Source organism: Neobacillus muris (genome assembly GCF_943193175.1).
Lineage (GTDB): Bacteria > Bacillota > Bacilli > Bacillales > Cytobacillaceae > Neobacillus > Neobacillus muris.
In genome coordinates, this window is sequence record NZ_CALPDF010000021.1 from 24,155 (window position 1) to 36,731 (window position 12,577).

The 12,577-nt window shown below is 41.4% G+C and carries 14 protein-coding genes; 2 read left to right on the forward strand and 12 right to left on the reverse strand.

The window, feature by feature from the left end; translation table 11 throughout:
* Window positions 1-78: 78 nt before the first annotated feature.
* The 4 genes from NFS43_RS14230 to NFS43_RS14245 form a co-directional block, all read right to left on the reverse strand.
* Window positions 79-1,800: a nickel-dependent hydrogenase large subunit gene (locus NFS43_RS14230; protein WP_251552351.1), complete on the reverse strand. Its 1,722-nt coding sequence runs from the start codon at window positions 1,798-1,800 to the stop codon at window positions 79-81.
* Window positions 1,797-2,870 carry a hydrogenase small subunit gene (locus NFS43_RS14235; RefSeq protein ID WP_251552352.1) on the reverse strand — a complete coding sequence of 358 codons (1,074 nt, stop codon included), beginning with the start codon at window positions 2,868-2,870 and terminating at the stop codon, window positions 1,797-1,799. Before NFS43_RS14235 ends, NFS43_RS14230 begins: the two co-directional genes overlap by 4 nt.
* Before the next feature lie 230 nt (window positions 2,871-3,100).
* A complete protein-coding gene (gene tatC / locus NFS43_RS14240; protein ID WP_251552353.1) occupies window positions 3,101-3,835 on the reverse strand; it encodes a twin-arginine translocase subunit TatC in 735 nt (244 codons plus the stop codon).
* A gap of 103 nt (window positions 3,836-3,938) precedes the next feature.
* On the reverse strand, window positions 3,939-4,133 hold the full coding sequence (locus NFS43_RS14245) for a twin-arginine translocase TatA/TatE family subunit (protein WP_251552354.1): 195 nt from the start codon (window positions 4,131-4,133) through the stop codon (window positions 3,939-3,941).
* Between the two features lie 322 nt (window positions 4,134-4,455).
* On the opposite strand from NFS43_RS14245, the gene NFS43_RS14250 reads away from it, so the two are divergent.
* The gene (locus NFS43_RS14250) at window positions 4,456-4,677 is read left to right on the forward strand and encodes a hypothetical protein (protein ID WP_251552356.1); all 222 of its coding nucleotides are present in this window, start codon (window positions 4,456-4,458) and stop codon (window positions 4,675-4,677) included.
* Between the two features lie 49 nt (window positions 4,678-4,726).
* Here NFS43_RS14250 and NFS43_RS14255 read toward each other — a convergent pair whose 3' ends face one another.
* The 6 genes from NFS43_RS14255 to NFS43_RS14280 all read right to left on the reverse strand — a co-directional run bounded on the left by NFS43_RS14255 (window position 4,727) and on the right by NFS43_RS14280 (window position 10,204).
* Window positions 4,727-5,230, reverse strand: coding sequence for a dihydrofolate reductase (locus tag NFS43_RS14255; protein ID WP_251552358.1), 504 nt, complete (start codon window positions 5,228-5,230; stop codon window positions 4,727-4,729).
* On the reverse strand, window positions 5,227-6,021 hold the full coding sequence (locus tag NFS43_RS14260; protein WP_251552359.1) for a thymidylate synthase: 795 nt from the start codon (window positions 6,019-6,021) through the stop codon (window positions 5,227-5,229). Before NFS43_RS14260 ends, NFS43_RS14255 begins: the two co-directional genes overlap by 4 nt.
* Before the next feature lie 132 nt (window positions 6,022-6,153).
* On the reverse strand, window positions 6,154-6,732 hold the full coding sequence (locus tag NFS43_RS14265; RefSeq protein ID WP_251552360.1) for a TerD family protein: 579 nt from the start codon (window positions 6,730-6,732) through the stop codon (window positions 6,154-6,156).
* A gap of 72 nt (window positions 6,733-6,804) precedes the next feature.
* Window positions 6,805-7,416, reverse strand: coding sequence for a TerD family protein (locus NFS43_RS14270; RefSeq protein ID WP_251552361.1), 612 nt, complete (start codon window positions 7,414-7,416; stop codon window positions 6,805-6,807).
* Between the two features lie 37 nt (window positions 7,417-7,453).
* The gene (locus NFS43_RS14275; protein WP_251552362.1) at window positions 7,454-8,557 is read right to left on the reverse strand and encodes a toxic anion resistance protein; all 1,104 of its coding nucleotides are present in this window, start codon (window positions 8,555-8,557) and stop codon (window positions 7,454-7,456) included.
* A 3-nt stretch (window positions 8,558-8,560) separates the two neighbouring features.
* Window positions 8,561-10,204, reverse strand: a complete 1,644-nt coding sequence (locus NFS43_RS14280) for a YceG family protein (RefSeq protein ID WP_251552363.1) — start codon at window positions 10,202-10,204, stop codon at window positions 8,561-8,563.
* Between the two features lie 216 nt (window positions 10,205-10,420).
* Between NFS43_RS14280 and NFS43_RS14285 the strand changes: the two genes are divergently transcribed.
* Complete coding sequence (locus NFS43_RS14285; RefSeq protein ID WP_251552364.1) at window positions 10,421-10,669, forward strand: hypothetical protein; 249 nt, start codon at window positions 10,421-10,423, stop codon at window positions 10,667-10,669.
* On the opposite strand, the gene NFS43_RS14290 is transcribed toward NFS43_RS14285, so the two are convergent.
* Together NFS43_RS14290 and NFS43_RS14295 are read right to left on the reverse strand one after the other, a co-directional pair.
* Window positions 10,662-11,459: an HAD family hydrolase gene (locus NFS43_RS14290; protein ID WP_251552365.1), complete on the reverse strand. Its 798-nt coding sequence runs from the start codon at window positions 11,457-11,459 to the stop codon at window positions 10,662-10,664. The two genes, NFS43_RS14285 and NFS43_RS14290, sit on opposite strands and share 8 nt — an antisense overlap.
* Window positions 11,456-12,577, reverse strand: coding sequence for a cysteine protease StiP family protein (locus NFS43_RS14295; protein ID WP_251552367.1), 1,122 nt, complete (start codon window positions 12,575-12,577; stop codon window positions 11,456-11,458). Before NFS43_RS14295 ends, NFS43_RS14290 begins: the two co-directional genes overlap by 4 nt.

Genomic DNA, 12,577 nt, shown 5'->3' on the forward strand with positions numbered 1-12,577 from the left:
TGTTTAACCCCGCTTTTGAAGCAGGAATGGAGCCAGATCTTATCCAAGGTAACTTCGGCGCACCCATTTATCTCCCTCCTATCCTAAACGTATTTCAGTTGCATGATTTGTTTCCAAATCCGTTAAGTGCACAGCACAGGCAAGACACGGGTCAAAGGAATGCACAATCCGCAGGATTTCCAATGGCTTTTCCTTATCCAACAATGGAGTCCCTTTAAGAGCTGCCTCATAGGCGCCAATTTTTTCTTTATTGTCTCTTGGGGATGCATTCCATGTGGAAGGAACCACTGCCTGGTAATTTTTCGTTTTTCCATTTTCAATATCAATCCAGTGTCCCAGTGCTCCTCGCGGCGCTTCCATCCAGCCAACGCCCTGTGCACGTTCCGGCCATGTGCTTGGGTCCCATTTTGAGCGGTCAAATGTAACTTGGTCACCGTTTTTAATATTTTTCAGCAGGGCGTCCATGTCATTTCTCATCCAACCCGCAACTAACACACTTTCAAGTCCCCTGGAAACCGTGCGTCCCAATGCAGATTGCAATGCGGAAATGGGCAATTGCAATTTTTGCAATGTATCATTAACAAGATCGACAATTTCTGTTTTCCCCGCAGCATATCCGACGATCAACCTTGCTAAAGGGCCTGTTTCCATTGGATTGCCTTTCCAGCGCGGTGACTTCAGCCAACTATATTTCTTATCCGTTTCCAAAGTTTTATAAGGTGCTTTGGGGCCTGTATAATGGAGGTCAGTTTCACCAACAAACGGGTGTTTTCCCTTCCCGCCATCTTTTCCATCATATTGGTACCAAGAGTGGTCAATAAACTCCTGAACCTGCTTATCGTCCTTTAAATCTACATCTAACACTTCATTTAAATTCCCGTTTAACACAACCCCCCGGGGCATCCGATAGAGCTTGTAATCGTAAATATCTCCGGTCGAGAAATCTCCATAGCACAGGTAATTGTTTAATCCGCCTCCATAAGTCCAATCTTTGTAATAGGAACCTATCGCAAGCAAATCTGGTATATAAACTTGATTGACAAATTCTTTTGCTTGGTCGATAATCTGTGACACATGCATCAGCCGTTCAGAATGAATGCCATTGTCGCTGTCAATATCCAAAGGAGTTGCCATCCCGCCTACCACATAATGCGGATGCGGGTTTTTGCCGCCAAAGATTGTATGGATTTTGACAATTTCCTTCTGCCAATCCAACGCTTCCAAGTAATGGGCAACCGCAAGCAGGTTAACTTCCGGCGGCAGTTTGTATGCTTTATGGCCCCAATAACCGTTTGCAAATATGCCAAGCTGGCCGCTGGCAATTAATTTTTTAATCTTGTTTTGGACGTCTGTGAAATAGCCAGGAGATGAATTTGGCCAGCTGGAGATGGACTGGGCAATTCTTGAAGTTTCAGCAGGATTAGCCTGCGTTGCGCTTACCACATCCACCCAGTCAAGTGCGTGCAAATGATAAAAATGGACAACGTGGTCATGAATGTAAATGGCCTCGTTCATAATATCGCGAATCAGGTGGGCATTTCTTGGAATTTTAATTTTTAAAGCATCTTCAACAGATCGAACGGAGGCAAGAGCATGTACCGTAGTGCAAACACCGCAAATTCTCTGGACATATGCCCATACATCCCTGGGATCACGGTCCCTTACGATTAACTCCAATCCTCTTACGGCAGTTCCAGAGCTGAATGCATCTTTAATAACTCCCGTTTCATCTATATCCGCTTCAATCCGAAGATGCCCTTCAATTCTTGTAATTGGATCTACAACAATATGTTCACTCATTCGTTTTCACCTCGTTTGTCATCTAGCTTTTTCTTGACTACCGTCCCTGCTGCATGGACAGCGACTCCGGCTGTTGCTAAACCAACAACTCCCAAACCAACCGCATCTGGATTAATGGTTGTTTGAGTCCCAGGAATTTTGGCTCTTCTAGTGTAAAACGGGCCATTATCCCAAAAGTCTTTTTCTGAACATCCGATGCAAGGGTTGCCGGATTGAATCGGGTAGCTGACCCCGCCGTTCCAGCGCATTTCAGCGCAGGAGTTGTATGTAGTCGGCCCCTTACACCCCACTTTATATAAACAATAGCCTTGTTTAGCCCCCTCATCATCGAAGGATTCAACAAATAGGCCTGCATCAAAATACGCTCTTCTGTTGCATTTATCATGGATACGATGACGGTAAAATGCTTTGGGCCGGCCAAACACATCAAGTTCAGGTAATTTGCCAAAGGTAATAATATGTGCGATTACACCTGTCATCACTTCTGCAATAGGGGGGCAACCTGGAACTAAAATTACCGGTGTGTCATTGATAAAACCAGTAACTGGTTTTGCACCTGTAGGGTTGGGGTTTGCTCCGGGAATTCCTCCCCAGGAGGAGCAAGAACCATATGCTACAACAGCCATGGCATCTTCAGCCATTTCCCTTAAAGTCTCTTTTGCAGATTTTCCTCCAACTGCTAAGTAATCATCCTCTGGGATACTGCCTTCAACGGCCAGAATATATTTCCCTTTATAATCTTTTAATACTTGTTTCATGTTGTCTTCAACTTGTTGTCCAGATGCTGCAGATAAAACTTCCGTATATTCCAGCGAAATCATATCAAGTAAAACGCTTTCAACCTTAGGCTGTGATGACCGAATAAATGATTCTGAGCAGCCAGTACAATCCTGGAATTGCAGCCAGACTACCGGGACCCTTGACCCGTTTTCCATGGCATGAACCACTTGTTTGGATTGTGAATATTCGAGCCCGAGTGTGGCTGCCAGCGCCGTACACATTTTCAAGAAATCACGCCGGCTAACTCCACTTTCAATTGCAGCCTCATACACTGTTCTCTGCCTTTTCATCCGCTTTCTTTCCCTCCCATTTTCCTAGAAATTAGGATTGACTTGATTTCAAGGCAATTGTAGTACACTTTAGTTCCTTCGTCCTGAAATTTCAAAAAAGTACACAAAGAATCCTTATATGCATTATTATGGTAATTTCAGTTAGTATGATGGTAATGGAGCAATACAGGAGCAAACTAGTGAATACAAGCATAAAAAAAGACCTTAAGTCATCTGCTTAAGGTCTTTTTTTATGCTTCTATCAACTCTTCTTGTTGTTTTTTTAGCTTTTTCCGAAATACAAATTTGGATAGGTTAATGCTGATTTCATAAAGCAGCAAAAGCGGCAGTGTAACCACAAAATCAGACATAAAATCTGGTGGTGTAATAACGACTGCAATAATAATCAATACAAAATAGGCATATTTTCGGATCTTTGACAATACAATCGGATTAATGATTCCTAAGGAAGTTAGGAACATCACGACCACCGGCAATTCGAACAGTACACCAAATGGCAGGCTCATATGCAAAATAAACCGAAAATATTTGTCTGCTGTAAAATTGGTGACAAACATATTACCGCCCATATTAACTAGGAACTTAAGCACCATTGGATAAATAACGAAATACCCAAATGCCAAACCAAGAATGAATAGCAGAAACAGCGCCGGAATATAAGATAAGGTTAATCGTCTTTCATTAGGCTTAAGGGCTGGTTTTACAAACAGCCAGATTTGAATAGCCAAGACTGGAATCGTTCCGGCTATTGCCACTAAAGTAGCGATCATGAAATAAACCCCGATAATATCGCTTGGTCCAAGTACAATCAGCTTCACGTCGAGATCTTTAACGAACCAATTATAAATATCTTGCACGTAAATAAAACCGGCGATAAAGAATATCACAAATGCTATGGCGGTAATTATAATCCGCTTGCGCAATTCTTCCAGATGATCGACTAATTGTAATTCTTTATCTTCCATGTTTTTCCCCTGCCAATTTTTTTAAATAAAATATACAAGTTTTTCTCCACATCAGTATAGTTCAAAAAACGAGAAGAAAAGGTGCAAGATGGGATCTTACACCTTATTTTGTCAATTTTTTCTTTTCTTCTTCAACGTCGCTCATAACGTCTTCTGTTAATTCACGTGTGGATTTTTTAAATTCTTTTAATGTCTGTCCGAAGGCACGGCCAATTTCAGGCAATTTCTTTGGTCCAAAAATAATCAGTGCGAGTGTTAATATCAAAATTAATCCCGGAATTCCAATGTTAGAAAACATAGTTTACATCCCCTTATAATAGTGGTTAATGCCTCTAATGTAATTATAATATTGATCATAGATTTTGGGGTCATTATCGGTGATAATTCATAGTAAATTCACAATATCCAATAAAAATAACCTTAGTGTGATACATATCATATAAAATCAGAGATTCTCCACTCTCTATAACAATTTAACAAGAAGCTCCATGTAAGTCAATGTCCAAATGACAAAAATATTATTTGAATTTTTTGACAATTAAAGTTATTTTGCATATAATTACATCACTAGCGTAAAATATACGAAATGGGTAATTTTTCATGGATAGGAAGTGATTTGGATGGAATTTTCACTCTTCAGTTTTGACGGTGCCCTTCCTGTAGAGGTAACAATCGATGAGGACAATGGCAGGTATACGATTCGTAAAAGTGACACCAGTGGTGAATACTTTAATACCCCTAAAGAACTAATTGCCTGGATCAAAGCACATTTCCGTGAGGAAGAATTTTGCCATCCAGATGAATTCCGTGGAATGCTGAAGATTTTAGCAGAATTTGAATGATCGCAAACCACTCATCAGCGGGCCAAGCGATCCCGCTGATGAATAGAAGTTAAATAGAATGGCCGCTGGTTTTGCGAACGTAAGTCCTAAACTCATAGTCATATGGGTTTTTTTCATTTTTATTCCCTATTTGGGAGGAAACAAGTTCCCATTCTATTAACTCGAATTTAGGGAAGAAGGTATCTCCTTCAAACTCTTCGTTAATAAAGGTTATATACAATCGATCCGCAAACGGAAACGTTTCTTTAAAAATTTCTGCTCCGCCTATTACAAAGATCTCCTCATTTCTTCCGCGGCAATACTGCACAAATTCCTCAACAGAATTCACAACGGTGCAGCCTTCACTATGAAAACTCGGCTGACGGGTAATCACGATATTTTCCCTGCCTGGAAGGGCACGTCCAATCGATTGATGGGTTTTCCTTCCCATTGCAATCGGGTGCCCCATCGTTACCTGTTTAAAAAATTTCAAATCCTCCGGAAGATGCCACGGAAGCTGATTATCTTTTCCGATTACTCCATTCCTGTCCATTGCCACGATAAACGAAATCATACACTGACTGCTCCCTTAATGGCTGGATGAGGGTTGTAATTTTCTAATGAAAAATCATCATAGGAAAAGGAAAACAAATCTGTAACCTGAGGATTCAGCCTCATTACAGGCAATGGACGGGGCTCTCGTTGTAATTGCAGTTTCACGTTATCCAGATGATTTTTGTAAATGTGAACATCCCCGAAAGTATGGATAAACTCTCCAGGCTGCAGGCCGCAAACTTGGGCAATCATCATTGTTAATAAAGCATAGGAGGCAATGTTAAACGGAACTCCTAAAAACAAGTCTGCAGACCTCTGATATAATTGGCATGATAGTTTCCCATCTGCGACATAAAATTGAAACATGCAGTGGCACGGAGGAAGGGCCATTTTATCAATTTCCGCAACATTCCAAGCGTTTACCAAGAGTCTTCTTGAATTTGGGTTCGTTTTTATTTGGTTTACCAATTCACTTATTTGATCCACGGTTGTCCCATCCGCACCTGTCCATGACCGCCATTGACGGCCATAAACCGGACCAAGATCCCCATTTTCATCGGCCCATTCATTCCAGATCCGAACTCCATTTTCCTGCAGGTACCGGACATTGGTATCGCCATTTAAAAACCAAAGCAGTTCATAAATGATCGACTTTAAATGCAGCTTTTTAGTTGTCAGGAGTGGAAAACCCTCTTCTAAATTAAACCGCATTTGATAACCAAAGGTGCTGATTGTCCCGGTTCCAGTACGGTCATCCTTAACAACGCCATTTTCTAACACGTGTTTGCATAGATCTAAATATTGCTTCAAAACGATACACTCCCTAAATGATTCATATCCTCCTATTTTAACACAGATTCGTGAAGTTGTTCATCTAACAAAAGAGACTGACCCTCAGGATGTCAGTCTCCTTCACAAAACTATTGTTCTAAAATGTTTTTTTTACACTTGCAATCCAAAATTGCGGCAAAGTGCAGCCAACCCGCCGGAAAAGCCGCTGCCAACCGCATTGAACTTCCAATCGCCGTTATGGCGGTATAATTCGCATACAACGACAGCCGTTTCAACGGAGAAATCCTCGCCTAAATCAAACCTTAATATTTCCCGATTCGTCTCTTCGTCCACAACACGGACAAATGCATTGCTCACCTGCCCAAAGTTTTGATTGCGCCCTTCCGCCTCATGGATAGTAACAGCAATCGCAATACGATGAACATGCGCCGGGACTTTACTGAAGTCGATTTTGATTTGTTCATCGTCCCCATCACCTTCACCAGTACGGTTGTCCCCTGTATGTTCCACTGCACCGGAAGGATCTGTTAAATTATTGTAAAAAATAAAATCTAAATCATTGATGACGCGGCTGTTGGCATCGGTCAAAAACGCGGATGCATCCAGATCAAAATCATGGCCGCCATTATAACGGTTTGTATCCCAACCAAGTCCGACAATTACCTTCGTTAGTCCCGGATTGGTTTTAGTCAAATCAATTCTTTGTCCTTTAGATAGATTGATGCCCAAAAGAATCACCCCATTTACTTTGAATCAAAACCAGTTCCTTATACAAAAGACATTGCCTATCTACATTTTGGCTTAGCTGTAAGAACGGACTATCTCGCTTAAGCCGGCTGCATTAGTACCGCTGCCAATCGCGGCAAACTTCCACTCATTTCCGTGCCGGTAAATTTCACCAGTAACAAGGCAGGTCAGACCGCTGTAATTATCCGTTAAATTATAATGGATTAATTCCTGATTTGTTGCAGGGTTTACGACCCTAATGAAAGCATTGCGAATCATGCCAAAATGCTGTTTGCGTTTTACGCAGTCATATATATTCACCACGAAGACCAATTTTTGAATATGCGATGGCACCCTGCTCAAATCAATCATGATTTGCTCGTCATCGCCTTCCCCGTCTCCAGTTAAATTATCCCCTGAATGTTGGACACTGCCATCATTGCTTCTTAAATTGCCGAAATAGATGACATCTTTGTTATTACGCAGCTTATCATTTTCGCCAAGCATGATAACGGAAGCGTCACAGTCAATATTCGGTGCTCCGCCGCCTCCAAACAGGGAGCCGAACAACCCGCCGCCACCGCCGCTTTGGACCGGATCCCAGCCAAGACCCACCATAATCTTTGTCAGTCCTGGATTGCTTTTTGTCAAATCGACACGCTGGCCTTTTTGTAAATTAATCGCCATTTCTATCACTCCATCCTAATGTTTGTCTTTTATTTTATTATTGCTGCTTCAGTTTCTTAAAGTTTTCCTGCAGCTGTTCCAGCCGTTTGGTGCCTTCTTCACGTAAGCGCTTGTTCTCGTCTTCAATTGCCTTCGTTTCCTGCATTCCTTTGATAATAATGTTCCAGGATTCTTCAATTGTTTCAATTTTTATGCTTGGGCCACCCGCAAGTCTGGCAATATCTGCACTTTGCTGTGAGATATTTTGGGCATTTCGGAGCAGCATTTCATTGGTCCTGCGGTCCAGTTCACTCATGGAGTCAGCCACAAGCTTTTGCCGTTTGGCTGCAACCGCTTGGATTAAACCATTTTTAAAAATCGGAATCGTTGTTACAAACGCTGAATTAATTTTTCCAATCAATTTTGTATTTCCCCGCTGAAGCATACGAATCTGCGGAGCAGTCTGCAAGGCAACCATTTTCGCCATTTCCAGGTCATAGATACGCTGCTCTAATAGCTCTATGGCATTTTTTAATGAGTCCAGCTGCATCGAAGCAAGCTGGTCCCCGGAAGCCGCCTTTGCCTCCAGCTGTGGAAGTTGATTGGCCTTTAATTCTTCAACTTTCAGTTCACCGGCAACAATATATTTTTCCAGGGTCATATAATATTGGTAGTTTTGCTCATACATTCCTTCCAGCATGCTGGTTGAATCGACCATTTCCTCACGATACTTCGAAATCTCTACATATACCTTATCAATTTCAGAACCCATGGTTTGATATTTGCCAAATATTTTCTCAACCATTTTTCCGCCCTTTTTAAAGAGCTTGCCGAAAAGTCCGCCCGAGGATTTCTGAAAATCTTTTGGATCGAATTTATCCATGATTCGGCCTAGCTGTTTTAACAGTTCACCGGAGTCCTCTACCTTTGTTGTTCTCATGTTCGCTAATATTTGATCAGAAAATCGTGAAATCTGGACAGCCGGTTCCTTGCCAAACTCTAAAATCTGAATTTGGTCGCGTTCATCAATCGAGCGGGCCAAATTTTGAATCTCTGGTTCCTTGCGGAGAGCAAGCTTGATGTCTGATACTTTATCCTCTGTCAGCAGGTCTTCTGCTGGCACCGGCGTTAAGTTACTGGATGGATTAGGTGATAAATTCACTGATTAATCTCCCCTTAAATTTTTTAAAATGCCTTGAAAAATTCCTTTTTTAAAAATGGAATTGGATGGCTCTTTATAAGCCAGATCAAAAACAACATCTTCAAGCCAATGGATATCAAAAATTCCAGGAGCCAAAAAAGTTTCAACATCATTGTGGCCAGTTGGATTGTAAAGAATGATATCAATGCCAAATTGATTCAATAAAAGCATTAATGCAGCGTCAGAGCGTGATAACCTGCCTGTTGTTTCGTTGTTGAAAAGAATCAGTTTTGGCACATGCTGGGAATAATCAAATCGTTCCAGCAATTGAATGATGCTTTTCGGCATAAACATTGACTGGGTGAACAGGAAAATTTTCACTTCCTCTAAACTTTCCATTGGCAACGGCTTTAAATCCGGTTTATCACATATGTTCCGAATGGCATGGGCTATTCCTTTTTGCAAGCCTGCCGGCAAAAAAGAATAGGGCCAATAATGCGATTTCATGATAATTTCCGGCTGTACACAACCGTCTTTACCTAACGCATTCCGATAATGAAAGCGAAAATCACTGGAACTGGGAACGGTAAATGGGAGCTGGCGCATAAGCAGGCTGTTATCTGTTTCAAGCAAGGAATGTAGACGTTCCCAATACTCTTTTCGATCTTTACTGACTCCCTGAATTTTAGCGAAAATAGACGGTATTTTCACTTCTCCATTTTTCACCTCAAATTCTGGGCGGATCATGGCTATTTCTTTACTGAGGATAAACAGTTCATCATAAGTAGTCCTCAGTGTCAGCGACGATGGGGTATAATCCCTTAACTGCCATGGCTTATACAAACCCGTACCTTCCTGATTAAGAATGGTTTCAATCTCTCTGGAAGCTCTGTAAGCCACAGTTGTCTTTCTGCTTCGTCTCTCAGTTGGGAAGGGTTCTGGCTTTTCTTGATTGGGAAAATGATGCTTGAAAATGGGATCCTGGATGAAACCATCCAAAATGTCCCGTCCTTCAGGATGAAAAATAATCATGTCGCAGCCAAGTGAAATTAAATAATATAAAAAATACTGGTGGCTCTTTTTATAATCGCCGTACCACAAAAACCTTGGCATAACCTGTTCAGGATCTGCCGTTTCCAATGCAGGCTGCAAATGATTAAAAGACCACTTGATGATATCAACCAATATCCGTCTCAGCTCATGATTTTTTAATCCGCCATGTTCCAATCGAGTATATAATTCCAAAGTTTCAATCATCGCTTCTCTAAGTTTGCGATGAAGCACAGGAACATTTGATTTCAATAGGAGCTGTTCACCATCGAGGAAAGCCGTAAAGCGGTTGACAGACAGGTTTTGCTCCTGGCTGATATTCAGAATTTTTTGTATCGCTTGGAAACGGGTGTTATCTAGCGTTTTAATTAGAGTATCCTCACTCAATAAACATAGATGAAGATCCCTTGAATTTACATAGTCATACAGCTGATTGTAATAATCGTCAGTATCAATTGGAATCCCTAGGAATTCTCCTACTACTTGCCCAATTTGAATCGTCCCATTTTCTACTAAATAATTAGGCCTTTCCGGCAACGGTTTTTTTAATGTACTTTGCCAATTTTCAAATGAAAGGGATACAGGACAGATGTTTAATTGTTGTAAAGGTGGATACATTTAAAATCCCTTCCTCTATTAGCGCAAGTTTTTTTCCTATAAGGAAGAATTATAACGTGTTTTGCAAAGTATGTAATGTTTTTACCATTCTATCTTATCATAGTTAGCTAAACCGTTCATTTGTTTATATAAAAACAAAATGAAAAAGTTTTGTTTTTTCACCTTTATTCCCGTCCCTACATATATTTGAGTACGATACTAAAGTAGGTGACTTGAATGAGATTTCTTTATAAACGTTCCAGGGTGGACCTCGCCAATGAGGAATTGAATACCGTGATGGATGTGGTGTCATCCGATTTGTTTATCTATTTAGATTTATTTGTCTTCAGTATCATATTTACTTTGCTGCTTTCTCCGGCAATTGCCTCTGTCAGTCATATGATTTTGTTTCTTGTAGTTTGCTATAGTTTATTTGCGTGTGTTTATTACTTTGTTGTCAGCCGGATTAAGGCAGACATTAGATAGCCAGCGGCAGCAATTTTAAAAATTGCTGAAGGATTTCTTCCCCGGCTTTTATCCCTGATTGGTTGGTAACGGTTAGACTTGGATCTAAGTCTTCCTTAGCAATTTCCCCATGTTTGGGAACAAATCCAAGCTGACAATGCGTTAAAAAATCCAAGTCAAGGCGGGAATCTCCAGCCCCGGCCATCGCCTTTTGGCCTTCCAGCCTGCAAATAAATTCAAGAGCGTCCCCTTTATTGATGGCTTTCGGGATAAAATAAAGTTTTCTGCCTTGCAGGGATATTCGCCAGCCGCTTGCCTGCGCTACGGCGGCAATCTGTTTTAGTGTGGATTCAGGTAATATTTCGGCTAATATAGAATATAAAAATAAATCCTCGGCTTGTTTCCATTCCCCTTTCCATTCCAAACCGCTGCGCGTTATTGCTGAAAGGAATTCGGCGGGAGGTAAAGATTCTTCCAGGCTTTTTGAAATACAGTTTGTCCATTCATCCATTGGATTTCCGTTCACTAATATCCGGGCTCCATTTGAGGTAATCGCATATTTAACAGGAATATCCTGGCCAAAGATGATAATTCGGTTGTACTGTTCCGTTGTTCTCGTTGTAACAGGAATGAACAAACTGCTTTGTGCCAGCTCTTTTAATGCTGAAAAGGCGCCATCCGACATGTAGGCAGCCCAGCGGCTCCCCATCCTTTCAACAGGTTTAAGGGTTGCTGTTTCCCTTGAGCCAACGGAAGCGATGGCCCGATTCGAGTAAATCAAGGTACGGTCCAGATCAGAGGCAAATATCATTTCTTTGGCCCCTTGATTGTTTTAATGATTCCGCAGCACAAGTAGTTAAGCCCTGAATACTCCTCTACTTCCACATTCCTCTCAGCTGCCAGCAAGAGAATATGCTGTACATACGGACTCGTTTTGTCCCTCATTAGGATCTTCCATGGCACCCTTCTTAATAAGACCCTTGTTGTTTCACCCACACCAGGTTTGATCAAGTGAGTGTTCTCAACTGAAAATTCTTCTTGAATTTTTTTCACATCCTGCATGCCTAAAAATATAGCGCCTGGTTCATCCTCTTTTTTTTGCGCAGCACTTTTATGAGCCTGATCGGCTATTTTGGGAAATTCTCCTTCGATGATGTCAATAAATTGATTGGAAACATCTTCATCCGCTAGTTCTTTATAAAACTTTGCGCCATGGAAGTCATCCTTGCCAATATATTGATTGTTTAAAACGGTACGGCTCACAAGACCCGATACAGTAGAATTCAAGCATGCGCTTGGAATCAAAAAATCCTCTCTTGTTCCATACATTGTGGTGCAAAAACCTGGGTCCGCAATGACAGCTAATGTATCATCCAGATGGACATCATATTTCTGTTCATATTCTTGGCACGCCTTGGATAATTCAATGGAAATCGCCCCTTTTCCGGTCCAGCCGTCAATAAATTGGATTTTTCCATTCGGGTATGCCTTTCGGATATAATGAATGGCATTTTCATCGATGCCCTTATCCCGAATGATGGAGACACTATAGTGTGGCAATGATAGGTTAAAGCGGTACTTAATATACCTTTTTATTAATATGCCTGCCGGGGTGCCTGCACGCGCCAAAGACACAAGAACCGCTTGCTTTCCCTTTAGCTGATAAATTTGTTCTGCCACGATGCCTATACACAAGGCAACCTTTTCTTTATATTCATGCAATGCTTTCCAAAACAGATCCACATATGGCTGTGGAGGCTGATACTCGATAGGCAAAGACTCACTGTAATGCCCGCCAGATTGCATCTTCCATTCCCGGTTGTCTGTTGTATCCTCAAGCTGGACTTCGCTTAAATCCTTTAACAGAAATAATACGTCATCGTCGGAATACGAACCAATTTTAGCAGGTTTATTCATCAACTCCTGCAT